The sequence below is a fragment of the Streptomyces sp. NPDC037301 genome (genome assembly GCF_055602785.1).
The window spans coordinates 114,864-137,532 of sequence record NZ_JBVJWD010000014.1; the positions used below are offsets into that span (position 1 = coordinate 114,864).

Consider the following 22,669-nt stretch of genomic DNA (forward strand, 5'->3'; position numbering starts at 1 on the left):
AAGGCCTTCTGGTACTCAACTGCAGTCTTCTCCTCGCCTGACGTACCGAGCGGTCGGAACAGCGCGCGGTGGGTCGGTCCTGGCTTCCTTTTCCTTGCGTTGCGCGACCCCGTAGGCCGACCAGGGACCTTGGTGCTTCGCGCAGCGAGAGGTGCCGATTACTCGTTTGGATCAGGCCGGACCGGACCCCGCCGTCGCGGCCCGGCTGCCGCGGCGCAGGCCGATGAGCTCGGCGACCGTGTCCAGCCAGCGTGCGGCGCGCCTCGTCATCCGGTGTGCCGGCGACCTGCGCGGCGGTCTCCGGCCGGGTGTTCACTTACCGGCCACCGGGCCGTACCACTGCGTGGCTTGGCCGGTGACGGCGGCGATGCATTCGAAGTCGTGGTCGCGGTGCAGGAGGGTCAGGCCCTGGAGTTCCGCGGTGGCGGCAACGACGAGGTCCACAGCTCCCGCGCTGCGGTGCTGACCGCGCTGGGTCAGCAACTCCTGGACCTGCCAGGCGCGGTCGTACGCGCGGTCGTCGACGGGCACCCAGCCGAAGAGCAGCCGCATGTCCTCGATGCCGCGCGCACGGTCCGCGGCGGAGCGGGCGCTGTAGAAGAACTCCAGCTCGGTGACAGGGCAGGTCGCGATGAGGCCGGCTGTGGCGGCCTGGTCCCATCCGTACTGTTCGGCGTCGCCGCGGAGGAACCGGGCGAGCGCACTGGTGTCGATCAGGAACTGCGCCGCGCTCACCGCCGGTAGTCCCTCTTGTCCTCGAAGAGATCCAGATCGAAGCCGCCCTCGCCCGCTGCAGCCCGCAGACGCGTGAGAGCGAGAGCTCGCCGGCGGTTCTCGAGTACCTCACGCAGAGCGGTGTTGACCGTCTCCTTCTTGGTGCCGGTTCCCAGTGCCTGAGCCACGTCGGCCAGCAGTTCGTCGTCGAGGTCGATCACTGTTCGACTCATCTCGACACCTCCAGATATATCAACTGTGGCCACAAGTGTATCGCGATAGATGTCGCTGTTCCAAGGCGGCGCATCGGTGCCCGCAACCTTTCAGGGAGGAAGGGCAGCGGATGCGGTGCCTCGGCCCTGGAGGAAGGGGGTGTCCATTGGGCTTGTGTGGCAGATGTTCACAAGAAGAATTTTATTGATCGAGGCGCAGAGGCTAGATCAGGAGCATTTGACCCGCTCATATGGGGTGCAGGGGTGCATATCGGCAAGGTCTTCTGCCCTCACTGGAGCAGTGAGGCAAGGGATGCGTCTCAGCGCATCACAATGCGCAGTTGTTGGGATAGACGCGGTCTCCCTAGCATCGTGTCCATCGAAGCCCATAGCGGGCCGAGTTCGCATGACATGAGGGGGAGGTATGGGAACCACGGGGTATCCGCCGGAGAGGCTGGTATCGAGAGCTGAGATCGCGAGAATGACCGATGTGCGGCGCTCAGCGATCACCAACTGGGAGCAGCGGCACTCGGACTTTCCGAAGCCCGCAAACGTTGCGGGTACGGAGTACTACTCCTTGCCCGAGGTGATCGCCTGGCTCGACAGCCGACCGGTGCCGTCCAGGGCACGCCGGGCCGACGAGCCGGTAGGTGTCACCTACGCCGACCGCGCTCGCGTCTGGGTCGCCGCAGCGTCTCGAGACGAAACTGTCAAGCTCTGTGGAGCCGCAGGACTTCCGCCAGTGCACCGCCCCACGGTGCCGAAAGCCGGCGAAGAGGAGCGCAGCACCGTGGTGAACGCCCTGCTGCGTGAGCAGAGTGCGGGCAGCTGGGGCGCGGGCCCGCAGGCGAACTTCCTGTACTTGTTGCTCTCTCTCACCTTCCTCCGATGGGCCGAACCGGTCCGATGGGCCGACGTGCGTGGGCGCGCGGCGGCGGACCGGGCAGGAAGACTCCTCCACAGAGTTCTGCCGACAGTCGCACGCCATGTTGAGCAGGTTCTTGCCACGCTGGGTTTCCCCAGCAGTGTGGGAGCGAGGCTGGAAGGTCTGAGCGCCCACAGCCGGGGTGCCGTCCTCCGCCTTCTCGACATGGTCGAGAGGCTGGAACGGGCAGACTTCGCGGAGCTCCTGAGCCGTTACGCGCCACGGGCCGGGCTGGGCAGCCAAGATGCCTTCACACCGCCCGGCGTCGCGAGTCTTCTGGCGGAGCTGCTGGATCCCGACGCCTCGGCTCGGAGCGTCTACGACCCGAACTGCCGGGGCGGTGAGCTTCTGTCGGCTGTGCTGACCGCACGGGCGGAGCAGGGCCTCACGCCGGATGAGCAGGCAGCGGCTGTGACCATCGGGAGCGCGAATCCGGAGACACGCGTCCTGGCGGTCATGAACCTCATGGTGCACGGCGTCCGTCCCGTGCGGCAGGATCTGACGGGACTCCCCGGCCCCTGGGCAGCGAAATCCATGCCGCGCCGCACCGACCTCGTTCTCACCAATCCACCCTTCAACGTCCCGGTGGGAGCGGTCGACCCCGGCTATTGGGCATACGGCGAACCGCCGGCCTCCAACGCCAACCTGGCCTGGCCTCAGCACGCCGTGATGTCCCTCAACAGGGGCGGCCGAGCGGTGGTCCTCATGCCCAACAGTGCCGCTATCTCCTCCAACCCGAAGGATCAGCGCATTCGGCACGCCTTGGTGGAGCGCGGAGCCTTGGAGTGTGTCGTGGCTCTACCGGCCAAGCTGTTCAGCACGACCACGATCTCCGTCAACGCCTGGATCCTGAAGCCGGAGACGCAGGAACAGGATCCGGGTGAGGTTCTCTTCGTCAACGCCTCCGGTTTGGGAGCGCAGGTGTCCAGAAAGCTCTCCGTCCTGGAGGCCGACGACCGTGCTCTCATCGTCAACGCCTACCGTTCGTGGCGCGCTTCGAAAGAGGGGGACACAGGGCATCCCGACCTCCGTATGCCATGTGTGGCTCTTCGGCGGGAGGCCGTTATTGCGCACGGTTCCTCGCTGAACCCGGCTGACTACGCGCCGCCCCCGAGCCCGCCAAAGGCAACGGCTGACGAGGTGGCCCAGGCATACGCCGATCTGCTGCGGTCGGGAGAGAAGGCCACCCGGGCCAACGACCGTGTCGCGGAGTCCGGCCGGACCGGCCGGTGGTCCACCGGGACGGAGAGGGACTCTTCCGAAAGCCCGGAGTGGCAGCGTCTCGGGGATCTGTGCCAACTCCAGGCCGGGCCGTCTCCAGCGCTGTTGAGGAAAGAGACCTACGTACCCGCCGGTGAGGTACCGGTCGTGCAGCCCACACACCTGCGTGATCGGCGGATCACCGACGTCCGCAGCACCTCGGTCTCGTACGGGACAGCACAGCGCATGCGGCGCTTCGCCCTGTCCGAGGGGGACATCCTCTGCGCCCGGACGGGCACCGTGGGGCCTGTGGCCCAGGTGCGGGCGGATCAGGCGGGGTGGCTGTTCGGCACAAACCTGATGCGCCTTCACACTTTCGAGCCGGGGATCTTTCCGCCCTATCTTCTGGCCTACCTTTCACTGCCGCTCACGGTGGAATGGATCAGGAGTCGGTCAGAGAAGACGACCGTGCCCTCGATCAGCAAGTCGGATCTCCAGTCCTTGCGAGTCCCGATCCCGTCCTGGCCCGAGCAGCGGCGCATCGCGGAGGCGCTCGGCGAGCTCGATGAGCAGATCACCGCGCACATGGAGGCTGCCGACGCTGCGTCCCGGATGCGTGGTGCCTTGGCGGAACAGCTGATGCGTGACATGCCACACCCCGGCACAGAGTCTGTGGCTCCCCCCGCCGCTCTCTCCGAGAGGACCGCCTGATGAGTCGCCTGCCCATCGCCACGAGGTGCGCCTGGCTCCTGGTGGTGATGCTCTTCTCCGCCGTCGTCGCGCTCGCGGCTTTCATCCTCAAGACGCACTCTGGATCAGGAGCGGCTGATGCTGCCCTTGTCGCGGGCTCCGCGTTTGCCGGCAGTGCACTCCTGGCTCTCGGCGTGATCGTCGCGGCCATCGGTACGTAGGAGTTGCCGCGCGGGCCGCACGCGACGCTACCGAGGGCTGGAACACCACCGGGCAATGGCGGAGGATACGAGATTCGAACTCGTGAGGGGTTGCCCCCAACACGCTTTCCAACTGTTCGTCTGGGGGTTCAAGGATGGTCGGGGGCGTTCTGACCTGGGGCGGAGTGGCTGAGAAGCAGGCCCTTGAACGCTGCCGTACACGGGCGGATGAGACCAGAACTGAGACCAGCTCTTCTGCGCTCGCGGCAGGTCCGCGAGATTCGAGGCGCCCTACCGGCAGTACTCTGCCGTACTGCCGACGACAGGGGCTGCCATCCTGAGCGGCGGTGACGGCCCGCCATTCCAGGGCCTGCGGTACTTCGTTGAACTCGACGGCATGCTCGCCCGCGTAACGCTCCAGCGTGTCCCGTACCTCGCCCGGCGTCACTCACGTGGAAGAGACCTTTCTGCTGTTGATCCGGGTTGACGCGGCGGGACGCGAAATCCTGGTGCAGGGGTGTCTCCAGGCTGTCTTCCGGCTCTTGGAGAGACGGTCCACGAAGCGAGGTCGGACGGTGCGGTCGCATGCTGCGGGACCGCGTGGTCGGCCTCGGCGTGCCGTGTCGGTACGAGGCTTCGACCGCAAAGATCGTGATTGTCATGGTCCACACCCCCGTCCACGCCTCGTGGACCAACCAGATCGAGATCTTCTTCTCGATCGTCCAGCGCAAGGTCGTCTCGCCCAACGACTTCACGGACCTCGGCGAGATCCGGGACCGGCTCCGAGCCTTCGAAGACCGCTACAACGCCACGGCGCAGCCGTTCCAGTGGAAGTTCACCACCTCCGACCTGGACGATCTGCTGGCCAGGCTCGACCGGCACACCGCCGATCACCCAGAAGAATCCTCCGTCGCGCTGGCAGCATGATCAACCCCCGAAGGACTTACGAACTCGACCACTAAGGGAGTCCCTGGACGCGCTGGGTTCGCCCTGGGGTGACGACGAGCAGGGCCAGGAGTTCGGGGACGCGTACTCGTCGAAGCGTAAGGAGCTCGAGAAGGGCGTCGGCATCCTGGTGCTCGGGCTGAGCAGCATCCACGCCGCCATGACCGACATGTCCGACGGTTACGTGGACAACGAGAAGCTCATCGAGGGCATGTTCACCAAGGCCCGGGTGCCTGGCGCCGACGGGGACAAGGGCGCCAAGTGAACGTTGAGGACATCGCCAAGGACCTTCTCATGAAGGCTGGTATGTGGTGGCCGGATGCGAACTCGGGCAGTCTGCGATCGGCTGCGACGGCGTGGCGGACGTTCGCGGACGCGGTGGACGACGTCATCGGGCCGGCCAACGGCAAAGCTTGTTCTGTCGTTCTCCACAATCAGGGTGAGGCGATCGACGCGTTCCGGGTCTTCTGGGACCGCTATCACAAGAGTGAGGGTGTGGGGTGGCTGGACGACACGGCCACGGCGGCCCGGGCCATGGCCAAGGCGCTCGAAGAGTTCGCCGACGCCGTCGATAACGCCATTGAGCTTCTGTGGACCGAGATCGGTATCGGAGCCGCGGTCATCGCCGCGGGCGTGGGGCTCGCAGTATTCACCTTCGGTGCCTCCGCCGCGGCTTCCGCGGCGGCGACCGCGACCATTATCGAAGTCGCCGCCGGGCTCGGCGTTACGGTGTCCACCACCGTCGCCACCATTGCCGCGACCACGTTGACCGGCATCGCCTTTGGTGCGATCGAGGGCATCACCGTCGACCTCGCGGTCGCCCAGCCACTCAGGATGGCCACGGGCCTACAGGACGGCCTGAGTCTCGACTCGGTGGAACAAGCGGGTATCTATGGCGGCGCGCTCGGTGGCGCTTTCGGCGGCGCTGGCGGTGTGGCACGTGCCGCCAGCGAAGTGGGTGGCTTCTCCAACCTTTTCGGGCAGAACATCCCGATCGGAATCGCGAACCCGAACCTCGCAGGAATCGGGCGCACGCCTTTCGTGCTCGACGACATGGGGAAACGGCGCACCTGGGATCTGTTCCGGAGCGAGAACTCGAAAGTTCACGTTCCCCCCAGGGTGCCGGGCGATCATGCGCTCATATCCGGGGACCCCGTATATTTCGGTAATCGGACCACAACCATCGGATACGACGCGAAAACGTTGGCCAATGCGCAACGCGTCGCTCGCGTTCCCGGAAAACATGACGTTATCATCCACGGTACGAACACGGGTGTGTTTTTGCCTGGGCGGGTCAATAGTTCGGGAAAGATCCTCATGGATTTCAAGGTGCACCCGACCCATATTTCGGATGCTATCCGCAGTAATCCGAATTATGATGGTGGCCCGGTGCGTCTGATCTCGTGCCACTCCGGTTATTCCGCACCGAACTCCGTGGAGCTTCCGCTCGCTCAGAGTGTGGCCAACGACCTGGGAGTGCCCGTGACGGCGCCGACCAATAAAGTGGGAACCTCTGCTGAGAAGGGTTTGGGGCAGACGCCGGAGATTGGCGATGGTGGGTATTGGCGTACGTACCTGCCGATGACCGAGTAATGGGAACGAACAGTGGAGGTACAGTGATTAGGCGAGTCGGGTTCTATAGAGAGTTCAATTCTCAGAACCCGGATGGATCGGCTCCGTCCATTCATGACGACGTTCGGTCTCATGCGTTGTTCGATGAGGCGCAGACCCTGGAATACATGTCGTCATGTCGCGAGATTTACACCACGATGGGGGCGGACCTCGATGTGATTTCGGATGATGAGGAATTTGTTGCTGGGGCTGGATCGCTCATCACTGATGGCACATGGGTATGGCCTCTCGAACTCCAGTATTATATCCGCCGATATCATGTGGAATTGCCGGAAGATTTTCTGGCGGCTGTCCGTGCCGCGAATTACACGCCTCCCAAAGTTTCGAGCGCGCGCTACGTGGAGATCGTGGACGATCTTTTCGGCCCCTCCGCTTTTGGTGAGGGGGCGAACCGCGAGGAGGGCCGGGGAGGGTTCTTCTCCTGGTACCTGTCGGATCTGACTTCGCAGAGCTGGGGCCGACTGCTGGGAGCGCTGGAATCCGCTGGGCTGAACACCCGCCATCTGCTCACCGAGGACATGTTCCTCGCCCGTACCGGTAAGGGCGGTTCGGACTCCCTGCCCGTACGTGACGTGCCCGGTATGGCCGAGGTGCTGGCCGGCCCTGGTGACGGCGAGTTCGAACTCCACCTGTGGCTCGCTCTGGACACCTACACGATCGTTCGGGTGCGTCGGCTCGACGACACCACGACGGCGGTGGTCTACGACATCGCACACCTGCAGGAGCCGGAGCGCGAGGAGGTGGTGGCCGCGTTGGTGCGGGCCTTGGACGAATTCCGTGACGACTGCCAGGGTTTCGTCCTCGACCGTACGGGACGCAGCTCCCGCGACGCCTGGGACTCGCTCATCCTTGAGCGCGCCTGGCCGTCCGAGCCCTTCCCGGACAGCGTCGCGGTCGATGCCGGCCTGGGTGCGCTGCCGTCGGGTTCCGCCGCCGTGACACGCGCCGAGTACGGACACCTGGCGGTGTTCAACAGGAATCGCGTGGACGGTGCACAGGCGTAGACGGGTACGGAGGCTTCTCCGTCGGAGGTCGTACCCGTCCCGGCCTGCGGCGGAATGGTTTGGATGCCTCCGTCCGAACGGGCCGGGACGGAGGCGAATGCAACCAGAACTGCAACCACGCGTGCAAAGGTCCGACGACCCCGCCCGGCTCAGATCGAGAGCGCGGTCAGGTCGGGCGAGCTCGGTAAACAGGGTGTCCTGAGGCTGGAGCTTCGGCATGCCCAGTTCCTTCAGGTACGGCACACTGCGTGGCGCTACACCAGCGGTCCCTTCCTCGCGTAGTCGAGCTCTCCCAATGAATCCACGAATTGCGAAATTAAGCAATTCACTACATGCTGTGTTTGTTGTGCCGGCAGGTAGCCGTGGGCGCAGCGCCGAGCGAAGCCCCGGGCTGTCGGGGTGGCGAAGGGGGTCCCGTGACCGTGGCGATTCCGCTGTATCAGGCCAAGGCCGAGTTCTTCCGGATGCTCGGGCACCCCGTGCGGATACGGGTTCTGGAGCTGTTGCAGGACGGCCCGATGCCGGTCCGTGACTTGCTGGCGGCGATCGAGGTGGAGCCTTCGGCGCTGTCTCAGCAGCTGGCGGTGCTGCGCCGCTCGGGCATCGTCTCCTCCGCGCGGGAGGGTTCGACGGTGGTGTACGAGCTGGCAGGCGGGGACGTGGCGGAGCTGATGCGGGCGGCGCGGCGGATCTTGACCGAGATGCTGGCCGGGCAGAACGAACTTCTCGTGGAGCTGCGGGAAGCCGAGGGTTCGGCGCGGTGAGCGTGTCGCTTGCCCGGTCGTGGGACCGGGTGCGGTCTCTGCTGCCCGCCCGTGCGGACTTCGCCGTCATGGCCCGCAATCCGCGCCGTGACCTGCTCGCCGGTCTCACCGTGGCGATCGTGGCGTTGCCGCTCGCGCTCGGCTTCGGGGTCTCCTCCGGCCTGGGCGCCGAGGCCGGACTGGCCACCGCCGTCGTCGCAGGTGCGCTCGCAGCGCTGTTCGGCGGCTCCAACCTCCAGGTATCCGGGCCGACCGGCGCGATGACGGTGGTGCTGGTGCCGATCGTTGCCCAGTACGGGCCGGGCGGGGTGCTGACGGTCGGGCTGATGGCCGGCGTGCTGCTGATCGCGCTGGCCCTGCTGAAGGCCGGCCGTTACATGCGGTACATCCCGGCGCCGGTGGTGGAGGGCTTCACCCTCGGCATCGCCTGCGTGATCGGCCTGCAGCAGGTCCCGAACGCCCTCGGGGTCGCCGCACCCGACGGCGACACGGTCCTGGTGGTGACCTGGCGGGCCGTGGAGGAGTTCGTACGCACCCCGAACTGGACCGCGGCTGCCCTGGCCCTCGCTGTGGCCGCCGTGATGCTGCTCGGTGCCCGGTGGCGGCCCACCATCCCGTTCTCGATCGTCGGCGTCGTCGCCGCGACGCTGGCCGCCCAGCTCTTCGACCTGGACGCGGCGGCCCCGATCGGCGACCTGCCGTCCGGGCTGCCTGCGCCGTCGCTGGCCTTCCTCGATCTGTCCGCACTGGGCTCGCTGCTCGCCCCGGCCGTAGCGGTCGCCGCGCTCGCAGCGCTGGAGTCGCTGCTGTCGGCCACGGTCGCGGACGGCATGACGGTGGGCCAGAAGCACGACCCGGACAGGGAACTCTTCGGGCAGGGCATCGCGAACCTGGCCGCCCCGCTGTTCGGCGGCGTGCCCGCCACCGCGGCGATCGCCCGTACCGCCGTCAACGTCCGTAGCGGCGCGGGCTCCCGCCTCGCCGCCCTGACCCACGCCGCCGTCCTCGCGGTGATCGTGTTCGCCGCCGCCCCGCTCGTCTCCACGATCCCGCTGGCCGCGCTCGCCGGGGTGCTGCTGGCCACCGCGATCCGCATGGTCGAGGTCGGCGCACTGCGGGCGATGGTCCGGGCGACGCGCTCGGACGCGATCGTGCTGGTGCTGACCGGCGTGGCCACGCTTGCCCTCGACCTCGTCTACGCGGTCATCATCGGCCTGGTCGTCGCGGGCGCCCTGGCGCTGAGGGCGGTTGCCAACCAGGCCCGGATGGACCAGGTCGACTTCACGGCTGATCTGCCGGGCGAGCACAGCGAGGAAGAACACGCACTGCTGGCCGAGCACATCGTCGCCTACCGCATCGACGGGCCCGTGTTCTTCGCCGGTGCCCACCGCTTCCTCCTGGAGCTCTCCGAGGTCGCCGACGTCCGCGTAGTGATCCTGCGGATGTCGCGGATCACGACGATGGACGCCACCGGGGCCCTGGTCCTCAAGGACGCCGTGGAGAAGCTGAACCGGCGCGGCATCGCCGTACTGACCTCCGGCATACGTCCCGGCCAGCGACGCGCCCTCGAATCAGTCGGCGCGCTGGACCTGCTGCGCCTGGAGGGCCGTGAGTACGCCACCACACCGGAGGCGATCGCCGGGGCCCGCGCCCACCTGCACCAGGCCGGGCTCCTGCCCGCCGCACCCGTCGCCGAAGGGGCTCCCCGATGATCACCCCCGTCTCCCGCCGCATGATCGAGCTGCCCGGTACCGAGGCACTGTGGCTGCTCGAAAGCGCGGCCCAGGGACAGCTGGTGTACGTCCGGGACGAGGTTCCCGTGCTCCGCCCGGCCGTCCACGTCCTTGAGTACGGGCGTCTGATCGTCCGCACGCCCGCTCAGGCCGCGGCCCTGGCCTCCCGTTCGTCGCTCACCTATCAAGCCCACGAGACCAAGGTGGCAGGCGGCATCGGCTGGACGGTGACCGTGACCGGCCCGGCCGAGGTCATCACCGATCCGGACGAGGCCGGCCACTACCGCCGCACTCTGCATGGCTGGGCGCACGGGCCGCACGACACCCTGGTACGCATCCGCCCGCAGACCGTCGCAGGGTTCCGCCTGGCCCACGCCGAGGCCGCCCGGTGAGTGGTCAGCTCGAAGCTCTCCCGTTGCGGCATGTACTGACCCTGCCCGCGATGGGCTCCGCTGTGCGGATCGCGCGTGAGACCACCGAACAGGTCCTGATCGAGTGGGGCGTCAGCAGACGTCACCCCACGGTCGATCCGGCGCTGCTGATCCTGTCCGAGCTGGTCACCAACAGCGTCCAGCACGCCGCCGTGCTGTCCCCGACCGTCACCGTGATCTACGCGGCCGGTCCGGACACGTTCGCGTTCGCCGTGCACGACCGGCACCCCTGCCAGCCCCCGCTCTTCTCGGCGATCACCAATACGAGCAGCGGCGGGCTGGGAACCGTCATGGAACTCACCCTCGGCCTTGGCGGCACCGCCGTCATCAGGGGCGACGCGGACGGCAGGGGCAAAAGCATCTGGATCACCCTCCCCCTATGAAAGATCCCCACACGAAAGACCGAGGCAGTAGCGGATGACCATAGAGTGGCGCTACACCACCCACCCCGACCTGGGCGTTCTCTCCCTGGCTGGATACCTCGGCCCCGAGGCCGTCGCCCGGTTCACCGGCGCGGTCGGCTGGGTACTGGCCCGTGGCACCGGTCCTGTCATCCTGGACCTGACCGAACTGCGCGGCTGGTCGACGGGCGGACAGTTGGCAGTCGCCCAGGCCGCCTGTCAGCTCGCCGACGCGGGCCGGAGCCTGGAGCTCGCCGCGATTCCCGCAGACGGCTCCCTCGTCCCCGGCCCCGCGCAGCCGCCCATCCCCGTGCACGCAGACCTGCACGCTGCCCTCACCGCTCACCAGACGGCGGCGGGGGCGCAGTGGCAGTGGCAGTGGCACAGCGACGAGTGGCCCAGCGCGCAGTCCGGCACCCCAGGGGCCTGATGTAAGAGATGTACAGGAACGATCAAGCAAAGGAATCACCATGAGCGATGTGACCGAGACGCTGCCGCCGTGCCCCCAGTGCTCCAGCGTGTACACCTACGAGATGGGCGCGCTCCTGGTCTGTCCCGAATGCGGCCATGAGTGGTCACCCGCGTCCGCCGAACCCGCAGGCGGCACCGAGGACGGGACGATCAGGGACGCGGTCGGCAACGTACTCGCCGACGGCGACACGGTAACGGTGACCAAGACCTTGAAGGTCAAGGGCAGCCCGAGCGGAATCAAGGCCGGCACCAAAGTACGCAACATTCGCCTGGTGGACGGTGTGGACGGCCACGACATCGACTGCAGGATCGACGGGTTCGGCCCCATGCAGCTCAAGTCCAGCGTGGTCAAGAAGGCCTGACCGGGCGCCTCGGCACGCGGCGGCGGACAAGCGATGCGCCGCCGCGCTGCTCCGTGGGATCCGGGCAGCCCGGAGCCGGGCACCGAACCTCCCTTTCGCGCCTTTCGGCATTGCTAATCTTGGCAACTCCCGAGGTCATGACCTCGGCATGAGGGCGCGAGGATGTCCCCATGGCGAAGAGTTCTGAGGTGGATGCGATGCACGGTACTCGCACGACAGTGACCGTCCGGCCGCCCGGCCGTCCGGCGGCCCGGTGTGGAGCGGGGTCCGGTCGGTGAGTGCGCCGCTGTACCAGCTGAAGGCGGAGTTCTTCAAAACCCTTGGACACCCGGTGCGCATTCGCGTGCTGGAACTCCTCAGCCGGCGCGAGCACGCGGTCTCCGAGATGCTGTCCGAGATCGGTGTAGAGGCGGCCCACCTCTCCCAGCAGCTGGCCGTCCTGCGCCGGGCCAACCTGGTCATCCCGCGTCGCGAGGGCTCCGCCGTCTACTACTCGCTGACCAACCCGCAGGTGGCGGAGCTGTTGCGGGTGGCGCGAACCATCCTGTCCGGTGTGCTGACGGGCCAGGCCGAACTGCTGGCGGACCTCAAGGCCGCCGAACCTGACACCGTGCCCCAGCGGCGCAGGTCAGCGCCTCAGTGAACGGCGGCCGGAATCTTCTTCCGCGCTCTGGGCGGCGACGGCCGCTCCCTGCCGCGCCCGGTGAGTTACAGGAGCCAGTCGTCCCGCCAGGCGGGGTGGAGTGTGCAGGGCACGGCTGCCCTTTTGATCAACTCCAGTGTCGCAGCGCTCACTTGTTGGCGTGCTGGCCCACATGGAACATCAGCCAGATGAATCCCGCGAACAGGTGTGTGCCGAAGATAGAGAAGAACGCCCGCAGGGCGACGCCCTTCTCTTTCCACGCCTCGATGTCCCGCCCATCCTCCTGCGGGGCGACCTGATCCTTGCTGTCGTTGCTCACGGTGTGCCTTCCGTCATCGGCGTCCGGGTTGTCCGATGCGGGGCCGAGGGGGCGCACCCGGACCTTGACACCGTGTCGGCAGCGTCCAGATAGGCCCGCTTCTTCACGCGGCCTCTCCGGCGCTGTGCTTTCCGGTGGCGCGGCGACGCTTGTGTTCGGCGTCGAGGTCCTCCAGCTCCCCGGGACGCCGTCGATGGTGAACGCGTGCATATGGCAGTTCTGCCAGCCCATCGCGTCCTGGATCACGGAATGAAGCCGGTCCAGACGGATCGCGGCGGGCACCAGCAACTGCCGCCAAACCGGGGGGTCGTCTACGTCGGCGAGCTCGACGAGGATCCGCAACACCGCGTCGCCGGGCTCGGGCTCGCCGCGCATCCGGGCCGTCTCGGTACGGCCGTCCGCCGTCAACTCGGCGCATTCATCGGTGAGATGGACAGCGCCCAGGGAGACCAGGGCCTTCAGGACCCGTTGGATGTCGTGGTCGTTGGCGGTACGCAGATGCCCCAGACGGTCGGGAGACAGGTCGTCGAGCACGTACAGCGGGCCGACCGCCTGCCACACCACCTCGTACAGGTTGCTGAGTGGCACCGGGACGGTGGTCGCGTACAGCCGCTGCTGCAACGCCCGCAGACCCCGGCCGTACTCGTGCGAGAGCAGGGATTCCAGCCAGCCCGTACGCACCTCTGCACTACAGCCCGTACGCCGACAGCGACCGCGAAGAGGAGCGGAAGCCGGTCAGCCGGCGAAGCCCGGGACCACCAGGCCGGACTCGTACGCGATCACGACCGCATGGGTCCGGTTCTGCGCGCCGAGCTTGGTCAGCACGTTTCCGACGTGGGTCTTGACCGTCTCCAGGCTCACCGTGAGGGACTCCGCGATCTCCGGATTGGAGAGCCCGGTGGCCATCAGGCGCAGCACCTCCTCTTCCCGGCCGGTCAGGGTGGCCTGCGGCAGGGCCTCGGCGGAGCCCAGCGGGCGGGCGGCGACCATGCGGCCCAGTGCGGCCGGGAAGAGGACCGCTTCGCCCGCCGCCACCACCCGGACCGCCTCGGCGATCTGGCGCACCGGGAGGCGCTTGAGGACGAAGCCGCTGGCGCCCGCGCTGAGGGCGGCGGTGACGTAGCCGTCGTTCTCGAAGGTGGTGATCACCACGACCTTCGGCGGGTCGGCCGCTTCGGCCAGCAGTTGGCGGGTGGCCTCGATCCCGTTGCGACGCGGCATCCGGACGTCCATCAGGACCACGTCCGGCCGTAGGCTCCGCGCCCGTTCGACCGCCTCGACGCCGTCGGCGGCCTCGCCGACCACCGTGATCCTCGGCTGTGCGGCGAGCAGCATGCGCAGGCCGCTGCGGGTCACCTCGTCGTCGTCCGCGATCAGGAGGGTGACGGCGGGGCTGGTGACGGCGGGGAGGGCCATGCCTTCGCTCGCGTCGGATCCACTCACGCCGACGCCCGTACCGGCAGCCGGACGGCCAGTCGCCAGTGCTGCGTCCCGTCCGGGCCGGCCTGGAACTCACCATGCAGCAGCCGGACGCGCTCGGCCAGTCCGGGCAGACCGTGACCGGAGGTCGGGAAGGCCCCCGGGCCCGGGCCCATCCGTGCCCCGGTCCGGTTGACCACTGTGAGATCCAGTCCGTCCGGCCCGGCCGCCACTCGGACCTCGATCGGGCCGCCCGCCCCGTGGCGCAGCGCGTTCGTCAAACCCTCCTGGAGAATCCGGTACGCCGCCCGGGAGAGCGTCCCCTGCACCTGCGCCAGCTCGCCCGACAGCTCCGGTTCCACCACCGCCCCCGCGTGCCGCAGGCGGTCCAGCAGCTCGGGGAGGTCGGCCAGGGTCCGGGTCGGCGCCGTCCCCGACTGTTCCTCGCGCAGCACTCCGAGCACGTAGTCCAGGTCCTCCAGCGCGGCCCGCGTCGACTCCTCGATGCTGCGCATGGCGGCCCGCGCCGCCGCCGGGTCGGCAGAGAGCACCTCGTCCGCCACCGCCGCCTGGATGGTGGCCGTCGTCAGCGTGTGCCCGATCGAGTCGTGCAACTCGTGGGCAATCCGGTTGCGTTCGGCCAGCAGCAGTTCCCGTGCGGCAGCCAGCGCGAGCCGTTCGGCCGCCGACGGCCCCAGCAGCCGTGGCGCCGACCACCGCAGAGCCTTTGTCACCAGTACGCAGACGGCCACCGCCAGCAGGATGCACACGGCCGCCACCACCCAGCTCCACCCGCCCGACACCCGGACCGACGTACCGAACAGACTCGCCCGCGCCTCGCCGCCGAGCCAGTTCCCCGGCAGGGAGAGGCCCATGATGAACAGCACCCCGCTCGCCAGCGCCCCCGTCCACCCGACGGCCACGTGCAGCACCAGCCAGAGCGGGGTCCGCCAGCGGTCGAGGCCGAGTGAACCGGAGGTCCGGCGACCGGCCACCGGATCCGGCAGCGGCACCCGCAGCAGCCGGCGGGCGGACACGACCAGCGCCCGCCGTACGGGGCGCGCCAGTCCGACCACGCCGACCAGTACCGCCCAGACCAGCAGGACCAGGACCGACTGCACGCTCTCGGGAGCGGATCGCCACGACAGCGCCGGCAACAGGGCGAAAGGCAGCAGCGGAAGGCTCGCCAGCGCGCCGCAATAGGCGAACAGCACACCCGAATACGTGGAGCCGCGCAGCAGCGGCCGAATTCCCCTGATCATGGTCGCCAGTATTGCCGGGCAGCCCACCAGCAGCCTCCCCCGATCGGGGGAGCGATTTCTCCCGCCTTCCCGCGATGCGGTCAGAGGGCCCTGGGAACCAGGATCGTGCCCCGACCAAACGATTCCCCAGGAGTTGACTTATGCGTGCTCAGACCCGACAGGGCCTTCGTTCCTCGACCCGGCAGCAGGGCGGCAGGCGGCGACGAGCCGTGTCGGCCGCGGCCGCGGTGGCCATCGGCGTCATGACGCTGGGTGCCCTCGCCCCGCCCGCCGCCTCCGCTGCTGCCGCCGCCAGGCCGGACGCCGTCCAGCAGAGCCTGAACGCGCTGGTGCGCGACGACGGGATGCCCGCCGCGCTGGCGAGCGTCCAGGACCGGAACGGCCGCACCCGCACCTACACCGCAGGAGTCGGCGACCTGACCACCGGCTCGAAGGTGCCCAGGGACGGCCAGGTACGGATCGGCAGCAACACCAAGGCGTTCACGGCGGTCGTGGTCCTGCAGCTGGTCGGCGAAGGGAAGATCGGCCTCGACGCCACCGTCGACACCTACCTGCCCGGCCTCGTCCGCGGAGAGGGGATCGACGGGCGCCGCATCACCGTCCGCCAGCTCCTTCAGCACACCAGCGGACTCCCCGAGTACGGCATCCACGTCGACGACGACGAGATCAGGAACCGGTACTTCGAGCCCCGCGAGCTGCTCGACATCGCCCTCCGGTACAAGGCCGACGCGGCTCCGGGGACGACGTGGGGGTACAGCAACACCAACTATGTCCTGGCCGGCCTGATCGTCCAGAAGGTCACCGGCCGCCCCCTCGCCGAGGAGATGGACCGGCGCATCATCAAGCGCATCGGGCTGCGCCGCACCTACTTCCCCGCCCCCGGCGAGATGACCATCCGAGAGCCGCACCCCCAGGGCTACCACCGCAACGCGGCGGACGGACCGCTGCGCGACTTTACGGAGATGGACCCCTCCGCAGGCTGGGCCGCAGGCCAGTTGATCTCCACCAACTCCGACCTCAACCGCTTCTTCACCGCGCTCCTCGCCGGCCGCCTCCTCCCGGCGGCCCAGCTTGCCGAGATGCGCACGACCGTCCCCGCCGGGACCTCCGGCCTCCGCTACGGGCTGGGGCTCGCGAGCAGGCCGCTGTCGTGCGGCGGCGTCTACTGGGGCCACGGCGGCGACATCGCGGGGTACGAGACCCGGGGCGGTGTCACCGACGACGGCCGCGCCGCCAACGTCGCGGTCACCAGCATCCCGACGGACGAGGCGGCCACGCAGCACGTGAAGGACGCCGTGGACAGGGCCCTGTGCGGCTGAATCACGCACCCGGCAACCCGGCAACCCGAACGACGATCCAACGATTCCTCAGGAGTTGACTCATGCGTGGACAGACACGGCAAGGGCTTCGCTCGCCGGGCCGGCAGCAGGGCACGCGGCGACGGGCCCTGCCCGCCGCGGCCGCGGTGGCCATCGGCGTCATGACACTGGGCGCCCTCGCCCCGCCCGCCACCTCCGCCGTCAGGCCGGACGCCGTCCAGCAGAGCCTGAACGCGCTGGTGCGCGACGACGGGATGCCCGCCGCGCTGGCGAGCGTCAAGGACCGTGACGGCCGCACCCGGACCTACACCGCAGGGCTCGGCGACCTGGCCACCGGCGCACCGGTACCCGTCGACGGGCAGGTGCGGATCGGCAGCAACACCAAGACCTTCGTCGCGGTCGTCGTCCTCCAGCTCGTCGCGGAGCGGAGGGTGGACCTGGACGCCTCCGTCGACACCTACCTGCCCGGCCTCGTCCGCGGGGAGGGGATCGACGGACGGCGCATCACCGTCCGCCAGCTCCTCCAGCAGACCAGCGGACTCCCCAACTACAGCAACCACCTCGGGGACGACGTCCGGTACTACGCTCCCCGCGAACTGCTCGCCACAGCCCTCCAGCACCCGGCCGACTTCGCCCCCGGGACGAGTTGGAAGTACAGCAACACCAACTACGTGCTCGCCGGCCTGATCGTCCAGAAGGTCACCGGCCGCCCCCTGGCCGAGGAGATCGACCGGCGCGTCGTCCGACGCGCCGGGCTGCGCCACACCTACTTCCCCGCCCCCGGTGACGCGAGCATCCGGGAGCCCCACCCCCACGGCTACTACCGGGAATCGGCGGACGCGCCGCTGCGCGACATCACGGAGATCGACCCCTCCTGGGGCTGGGCGGCAGGCCAGATGGTCTCCACCGGCTCCGACCTCAACCGCTTCTTCAGCGCACTCCTGGCCGGTCGCCTCCTGCCCTCGGCCCAGCTCGCCCAGATGCGCTCCACCGTCCCCGCCGAAGCGACCTTCGGCCCCGGTGCCCGCTACGGACTTGGACTCGTCAGCAGGCCGCTGCCGTGCGGCGGCCTCTCCTGGGGCCACGGCGGCAGCTTCCCGGGGTACGAGACCCGGGGCGGCGCCACCGACGACGGCCGCGCCACCAACGTCGCGGTCACCATGCAGCTCACCGACGAGGCGGGCCGGAGGAATCTCGAACGCGCCGTGGACACCGCCCTGTGCCGCTGAACCCCGCCGAGGGCGCTCCGTGAAGCAGAACGACCGACGCCGCGAGTTCAAGAACACCAAGTCGCGTGCCGGCCGCCGCACCATCGGGCTTCCGGACCCGATCATCAAGCTCCTCCGGAAGCACCAGGACGCCCAGGCGTGGGAGCGGAAGCAAGCCGGGGACGAGTGGGAGGACAAGGGGTGCGTCTTCGCGCAGCCGACTGGGGCCCGCTCATTCCGAATACCGGCTACCAGCACTGGAAGAAGCTCTGGACGACGCGGGCGTGCGGGACGGCCGTCTTCATGACGCACGCCACACCGCCGGGACCGTGCTCCTGCTGCTGGGAGTCCCCGATGTGGTGGTCGACGCGATCATGGGCTGGGAGCCCGGCGGCTCGGCGCGGATGCGCGCCGGGTACCTGCACGTCACCGGTCCCATGCTGAAGAACGTCGCCAAGCAGGTCGGTGACGCGCTCTGGGACGCTACCGAGGAGGCAGGCCCCGACACCGGCTCGGACCCCGCAGAGCGGGCCGCAGACCCCAACTGAGACGGGCAATACGTCGAAGGGCCCCGCTGCAAGCAGCGGGGCCCTTCGACGTATTGCCCGGTGAGAGCAATGGCGGAGGATACGAGATTCGAACTCGTGAGGGGTTGCCCCCAACACGCTTTCCAAGCGTGCGCCCTAGGCCACTAGGCGAATCCTCCGCGGCAAACAATACAAGACGTTGAGGAGTGCTCGCGAACCCGTTCCCCTCCGGCTCCCCTCCGGCTCCCCTCCGGCTCCCCTCCGGCTCCCCTCCGGCTCCCCTCCGGCTCCCCTCCGGCTCCCCTCCGGCTCGCCCCGGGAGGTTCCGGAAGGTGGGGCAGTGGACTGGCAGGGGTGGGGATCGGCTATGGTGGGCTTCAGCCCCTCACGTGGCGCTATCTGACTGAACTCCCCCAGGGCCGGAAGGCAGCAAGGGTAGGTTGGCTCTGGCGGGTGCGTGGGGGGCCCTTGTGTTTTCAGGGGGTGTGCGGCGCTTCGCCGGTCCGGGGCCGGTTGTCGGTCCGCCCGGATAACCTCGTATGTGTGTCGTCCCTTGCGCTGTACCGCCGCTATCGCCCCGAGTCGTTCACCGAGGTCATCGGGCAGGAGCATGTCACTGACCCGCTGCAGCAGGCCCTGCGGAACAACCGGGTCAATCACGCGTACCTGTTCAGCGGTCCGCGCGGCTGCGGCAAGACGACCAGCGCGCGCATCCTCGCCCGCTGTCTGAACTGCGAGCAGGGGCCGACGCCCACGCCGTGCGGAGAGTGCCAGTCCTGCCGGGACCTCGCGCGCAACGGGCCGGGATCGATCGATGTCATCGAGATCGACGCCGCATCGCACGGTGGTGTGGACGACGCCCGTGATCTGCGGGAGAAGGCGTTCTTCGGGCCCGCGTCCAGTCGTTACAAGATCTACATCATCGACGAGGCGCACATGGTCACGTCAGCGGGGTTCAACGCCCTGCTGAAGGTGGTCGAGGAGCCGCCGGAGCACCTCAAGTTCATCTTCGCGACCACCGAGCCCGAGAAGGTCATCGGCACGATCCGGTCGCGTACGCACCACTACCCGTTCCGCCTCGTGCCGCCGGGGACGCTGCGCGAATATCTCGCCGAGGTCTGCGGCAAGGAGAACAGCTACGTCGAGGACGGCGTGCTGCCGCTGGTCGTGCGGGCCGGGGCCGGGTCCGTGCGTGACTCGATGTCGGTGATGGACCAGCTGCTGGCCGGCGCGGGCGACGACGGTGTGACATACGCCATGGCGACCTCCCTGCTCGGTTATACGGACGGCTCGCTGCTCGACTCGATCGTGGACGCTTTCGCGGCGGGCGACGGGGCCGCGGCCTTCGAGGTCGTGGACCGGGTGATCGAGGGCGGTAACGACCCGCGCCGCTTTGTCGCCGACCTCCTGGAACGACTGCGTGACCTGGTGATTCTCGCCGCCGTGCCGGACGCCGGGGAGAAGGGCCTGATCGACGCTCCCGCCGATGTCGTCGAGCGGATGCAGGCCCAGGCGTCCGTCTTCGGTGCCGCCGAGCTGAGCCGCGCCGCCGACCTGGTCAACGAGGGGCTGACGGAGATGCGCGGGGCTACCTCGCCGCGCCTCCAGGTCGAGCTGATCTGCGCCCGGGTGCTGCTGCCCGCGGCCTTCGACGACGAGCGTTCGCTGCAGGCCCGGCTCGACCGGCTGGAGCGCGGTGCGTCCTTCGCGACCGCCGGGACGGGGCCCGCCATGGGGTACGTACCCGGGCCGGAGGCTCTGGCCCATGCCCCCGTTTCCGTCGCCCCGGCCGTGCAGCCCGGTGCCGGGCCCGCTGCCGCGCGTGCGGCGGTACGGGGAGAGGCGCCCGCCGCCGCAGCGCCGCCCGCACCCGCCGCAGCGCCCCCGGCACCCGCGCAGCCCGTGGCCCCCGTCGCACCGGCCGCTCCGCAGCCGCCGGCCGAGGCCCCGGCTCCCGCGGGCGGTCAGCGCCCCGGTGCCTGGCCCACCGCCGCCGCTCCGGAATCGGGCCGCCGTCCCGGTGGCTGGCCGACCGCTTCCGCCCCCGGCCAGTCGCCTGTCCCGCAGGCAGCCCCGGCCACCGCCCCGGCCCAGGCCGCGCCCGCGGCACCGGTGCCCGCCGCCGCCGAAGCGAGCCCGGGAATGACACAGGGCGCCGGCCAGGTACGGAACATGTGGCCGGACATCCTGGAGGCTGTGAAGAACCGCCGCCGGTTCACCTGGATCCTGCTCAGCCAGAACGCCCAGGTCACCGGCTTCGACGGCACCACCCTGCAGATCGGCTTCCTGAACGCGGGCGCGCGTGACAACTTCGCGAGCAGCGGCAGCGAGGACGTGCTGAAGCAGGCCCTCGCCGAGCGGTTCAACGCACAGTGGAAGATCGAGGCGATCGTCGACCCGTCGGGCGGTGCGGGCGCACCCCCGCAGACCGGTGGCGGCCGCCCCTCCGCCGTCGCGCCCGCGCCGCAGCGTCCGGCCCCCGCGCCCCAGCAGAGTTACGAACCCCGGCCCGACCCCGCCCCGCACCAGCAGCCGGGCGCCACGCCCGCCGCGGAGCCCGTACGGCAGTCGTACTCCGCGCCCGAACCCCCGCGATCGGTCGCTCCCGAGGACGACACCCCGGAGGCGGACGACCCGGACCTCGTCGACTCGGCGCTCTCCGGGCACGACCTGATCGTCCGCGAGCTGGGCGCCACGGTCGTCGAGGAGTTCACCAACGAGTAGCGCGCGCCGGGCGAGGTCGTGGTACACCTCACGGACTGTCCACGGAGCGGCGTCCGTCAAGGCCGCCGCGCCCCGGCGGCTAGGCTGCACCCCGTGAAGGTCCTCGTCATCGGCGGCGGCGCCCGCGAACACGCCCTGTGCCGCTCTCTCTCCCTCGACCCCGACGTCACCGCTCTGTACTGCGCTCCCGGCAACGCCGGCATCGCGGAGGTGGCCGAACTGCACCCGGTCGACGCACTCGACGGCGACGCCGTCGCGCGCCTCGCCACTGACCTGGGCGCCGAGCTGGTGGTCGTCGGCCCGGAGGCACCGCTCGTCGCCGGTGTCGCCGACGCCGTGCGCGCCGCGGGCATCCCCTGCTTCGGCCCGTCCGGTGAGGCGGCCCAGCTGGAGGGCTCCAAGGCGTTCGCCAAGGACGTGATGGCCGGGGCAGGCGTCCCGACCGCCCGCAGCTATGTCTGCACCACCCCCGCCGAGATCGACGCCGCCCTCGATGCATTCGGTGCCCCGTACGTCGTCAAGGACGACGGCCTCGCCGCCGGCAAGGGCGTCGTCGTCACCGACGACGTCGAGGCGGCCCGCACCCACGCCCTGGCCTGCGACCGCGTGGTCATCGAGGAGTTTCTCGACGGCCCCGAGGTCAGCCTCTTCGCGATCACGGACGGCACCACGGTGCTGCCGCTCCAGCCCGCGCAGGACTTCAAGCGCGCCCTGGACAACGACGAGGGCCCGAACACCGGCGGCATGGGCGCGTACTCCCCGCTCCCGTGGGCCGACCCCAAGCTGGTCGACGAGGTCATGCAGTCGGTGCTCCAGCCGACCGTCGACGAACTCCGCCGCCGCGGCACCCCGTTCTCCGGGCTGCTGTACGCGGGCCTCGCGATCACCTCGCGCGGAGTCAGGGTGATCGAGTTCAACGCCCGCTTCGGTGACCCCGAGACCCAGGTGGTCCTGGCCCGTCTGAAGACTCCGCTGGCCGGTGTCCTGCTGGGCTCCGCCAACGGCACCCTGGACGAGCTTCCCCCGCTCAGGTGGCGCGACGAGGCCGCCGTCACCGTGGTCATCGCCTCGCACAACTACCCGGGTACGCCGCGCACGGGTGACCCGATCCACGGCCTCGACGAGGTGGCGGCGCAGGACGCCCCGCATGCGTACGTCCTGCATGCCGGGACCAGGCGCGACGGCGACGAGATCGTCAGCGCGGGCGGGCGGGTGCTGTCCGTGACCGCGACCGGTAAGGACCTCGCCGGCGCCCGTGAGCGCGCCTACACGGCGGCGGCCCGGATCCGGCTCGACGGATCGCAGTTCCGTACGGACATCGCCCAGAAGGCCGCGGAGGCCTGAGACCGGAACGGACTGGACGGGAGTCCCCCGGACCGCACGGGTCCGCCCCGGACCGGGGCGCGGAGCCGGGCACTCACCCGATCTGCCCGCCCCCGGCTGCGGCTCAAGTCCGCCCCCCCCGAACCCCCGTCGACACCCACTGACGCGGGGGGGGGGGGGGGGGGGGAGGGAGGGGGGGGGGGGGGGGACCAAAAACCCACCCGCCCGCCCGCGGAAGTAG

Annotated in this window: 22 protein-coding genes, 1 tRNA gene and 1 other RNA gene; 18 read left to right on the forward strand and 6 right to left on the reverse strand. The window is 69.4% G+C overall.

Annotated features, from left to right (window positions below):
• Positions 1-312: 312 nt before the first annotated feature.
• Positions 313-735 (reverse strand): PIN domain-containing protein, encoded by a 423-nt coding sequence (locus tag ACZ7IB_RS23040; protein ID WP_470915204.1) that lies wholly within the window; start codon positions 733-735, stop codon positions 313-315.
• Positions 732-947: a type II toxin-antitoxin system VapB family antitoxin gene (locus ACZ7IB_RS23045; protein WP_389657387.1), complete on the reverse strand. Its 216-nt coding sequence runs from the start codon at positions 945-947 to the stop codon at positions 732-734. Before ACZ7IB_RS23045 ends, ACZ7IB_RS23040 begins: the two co-directional genes overlap by 4 nt.
• A 460-nt stretch (positions 948-1,407) precedes the next feature.
• Here ACZ7IB_RS23045 and ACZ7IB_RS23050 point away from each other — a divergent pair, with 460 nt between their 5' ends.
• The 12 genes from ACZ7IB_RS23050 to ACZ7IB_RS23105 all read left to right on the forward strand — a co-directional run bounded on the left by ACZ7IB_RS23050 (position 1,408) and on the right by ACZ7IB_RS23105 (position 12,327).
• Positions 1,408-3,762, forward strand: coding sequence for a type I restriction-modification system subunit M/S (locus ACZ7IB_RS23050; protein WP_470915206.1), 2,355 nt, complete (start codon positions 1,408-1,410; stop codon positions 3,760-3,762).
• A complete protein-coding gene (locus tag ACZ7IB_RS23055) occupies positions 3,762-3,962 on the forward strand; it encodes a hypothetical protein (RefSeq protein WP_470915207.1) in 201 nt (66 codons plus the stop codon). The genes ACZ7IB_RS23050 and ACZ7IB_RS23055 overlap by 1 nt, the downstream gene beginning before the upstream one ends.
• A 564-nt stretch (positions 3,963-4,526) precedes the next feature.
• Positions 4,527-4,868: a hypothetical protein gene (locus tag ACZ7IB_RS23060; RefSeq protein WP_470915210.1), complete on the forward strand. Its 342-nt coding sequence runs from the start codon at positions 4,527-4,529 to the stop codon at positions 4,866-4,868.
• Positions 4,869-5,147: 279 nt separating this feature from the next.
• Positions 5,148-6,479, forward strand: coding sequence for a WXG100-like domain-containing protein (locus ACZ7IB_RS23065; protein ID WP_470915212.1), 1,332 nt, complete (start codon positions 5,148-5,150; stop codon positions 6,477-6,479).
• 386 nt (positions 6,480-6,865) lie between these two features.
• Positions 6,866-7,522, forward strand: coding sequence for a hypothetical protein (locus ACZ7IB_RS23070; RefSeq protein ID WP_470915215.1), 657 nt, complete (start codon positions 6,866-6,868; stop codon positions 7,520-7,522).
• Positions 7,523-7,944: 422 nt separating this feature from the next.
• Complete coding sequence (locus tag ACZ7IB_RS23075; RefSeq protein ID WP_470915341.1) at positions 7,945-8,286, forward strand: ArsR/SmtB family transcription factor; 342 nt, start codon at positions 7,945-7,947, stop codon at positions 8,284-8,286.
• Positions 8,283-9,998, forward strand: a complete 1,716-nt coding sequence (locus ACZ7IB_RS23080) for a SulP family inorganic anion transporter (RefSeq protein ID WP_470915219.1) — start codon at positions 8,283-8,285, stop codon at positions 9,996-9,998. Before ACZ7IB_RS23075 ends, ACZ7IB_RS23080 begins: the two co-directional genes overlap by 4 nt.
• Positions 9,995-10,411: a pyridoxamine 5'-phosphate oxidase family protein gene (locus ACZ7IB_RS23085; protein ID WP_470915222.1), complete on the forward strand. Its 417-nt coding sequence runs from the start codon at positions 9,995-9,997 to the stop codon at positions 10,409-10,411. The genes ACZ7IB_RS23080 and ACZ7IB_RS23085 overlap by 4 nt, the downstream gene beginning before the upstream one ends.
• Positions 10,408-10,833, forward strand: coding sequence for an ATP-binding protein (locus ACZ7IB_RS23090; RefSeq protein WP_470915225.1), 426 nt, complete (start codon positions 10,408-10,410; stop codon positions 10,831-10,833). The genes ACZ7IB_RS23085 and ACZ7IB_RS23090 overlap by 4 nt, the downstream gene beginning before the upstream one ends.
• A 34-nt stretch (positions 10,834-10,867) precedes the next feature.
• Positions 10,868-11,281, forward strand: a complete 414-nt coding sequence (locus ACZ7IB_RS23095) for an STAS domain-containing protein (RefSeq protein ID WP_470915227.1) — start codon at positions 10,868-10,870, stop codon at positions 11,279-11,281.
• 49 nt (positions 11,282-11,330) lie between these two features.
• The gene (locus ACZ7IB_RS23100; protein ID WP_406500491.1) at positions 11,331-11,684 is read left to right on the forward strand and encodes a zinc ribbon domain-containing protein YjdM; all 354 of its coding nucleotides are present in this window, start codon (positions 11,331-11,333) and stop codon (positions 11,682-11,684) included.
• A gap of 274 nt (positions 11,685-11,958) precedes the next feature.
• Positions 11,959-12,327: an ArsR/SmtB family transcription factor gene (locus tag ACZ7IB_RS23105; protein ID WP_470915229.1), complete on the forward strand. Its 369-nt coding sequence runs from the start codon at positions 11,959-11,961 to the stop codon at positions 12,325-12,327.
• Between the two features lie 148 nt (positions 12,328-12,475).
• On the opposite strand, the gene ACZ7IB_RS23110 is transcribed toward ACZ7IB_RS23105, so the two are convergent.
• Genes ACZ7IB_RS23110 through ACZ7IB_RS23120 form a run of 3 tightly spaced genes read right to left on the reverse strand, consistent with a single transcriptional unit; the run spans position 12,476 to position 15,327 of the window.
• A complete protein-coding gene (locus ACZ7IB_RS23110; RefSeq protein ID WP_470915231.1) occupies positions 12,476-13,327 on the reverse strand; it encodes a DUF6126 family protein in 852 nt (283 codons plus the stop codon).
• A 54-nt stretch (positions 13,328-13,381) separates the two neighbouring features.
• Positions 13,382-14,062: a response regulator transcription factor gene (locus ACZ7IB_RS23115; RefSeq protein ID WP_266365404.1), complete on the reverse strand. Its 681-nt coding sequence runs from the start codon at positions 14,060-14,062 to the stop codon at positions 13,382-13,384.
• A gap of 23 nt (positions 14,063-14,085) precedes the next feature.
• Positions 14,086-15,327: a sensor histidine kinase gene (locus tag ACZ7IB_RS23120; RefSeq protein ID WP_470915234.1), complete on the reverse strand. Its 1,242-nt coding sequence runs from the start codon at positions 15,325-15,327 to the stop codon at positions 14,086-14,088.
• Between the two features lie 140 nt (positions 15,328-15,467).
• On the opposite strand from ACZ7IB_RS23120, the gene ACZ7IB_RS23125 reads away from it, so the two are divergent.
• The 3 genes from ACZ7IB_RS23125 (at position 15,468) to ACZ7IB_RS23135 (ending at position 18,402) form a co-directional block, all read left to right on the forward strand.
• Positions 15,468-16,646, forward strand: coding sequence for a serine hydrolase domain-containing protein (locus ACZ7IB_RS23125; protein ID WP_470915237.1), 1,179 nt, complete (start codon positions 15,468-15,470; stop codon positions 16,644-16,646).
• Between the two features lie 62 nt (positions 16,647-16,708).
• Positions 16,709-17,875 (forward strand): serine hydrolase domain-containing protein, encoded by a 1,167-nt coding sequence (locus tag ACZ7IB_RS23130; protein WP_470915239.1) that lies wholly within the window; start codon positions 16,709-16,711, stop codon positions 17,873-17,875.
• Positions 17,876-18,138: 263 nt separating this feature from the next.
• The gene (locus tag ACZ7IB_RS23135) at positions 18,139-18,402 is read left to right on the forward strand and encodes an integrase (protein WP_470915241.1); all 264 of its coding nucleotides are present in this window, start codon (positions 18,139-18,141) and stop codon (positions 18,400-18,402) included.
• 70 nt (positions 18,403-18,472) lie between these two features.
• Here ACZ7IB_RS23135 and ACZ7IB_RS23140 read toward each other — a convergent pair.
• Positions 18,473-18,560 (reverse strand) — tRNA-Ser (locus ACZ7IB_RS23140).
• Between the two features lie 197 nt (positions 18,561-18,757).
• On the opposite strand from ACZ7IB_RS23140, the gene ffs reads away from it, so the two are divergent.
• The 3 genes from ffs to purD all read left to right on the forward strand — a co-directional run bounded on the left by ffs (position 18,758) and on the right by purD (position 22,449).
• An RNA gene (gene ffs, locus ACZ7IB_RS23145) (signal recognition particle sRNA small type) lies at positions 18,758-18,854 on the forward strand.
• A gap of 70 nt (positions 18,855-18,924) precedes the next feature.
• Positions 18,925-21,105 (forward strand): DNA polymerase III subunit gamma and tau, encoded by a 2,181-nt coding sequence (locus ACZ7IB_RS23150; RefSeq protein ID WP_470915243.1) that lies wholly within the window; start codon positions 18,925-18,927, stop codon positions 21,103-21,105.
• 93 nt (positions 21,106-21,198) lie between these two features.
• On the forward strand, positions 21,199-22,449 hold the full coding sequence (gene purD / locus ACZ7IB_RS23155; RefSeq protein ID WP_470915247.1) for a phosphoribosylamine--glycine ligase: 1,251 nt from the start codon (positions 21,199-21,201) through the stop codon (positions 22,447-22,449).
• Positions 22,450-22,669 lie beyond the last annotated feature (220 nt).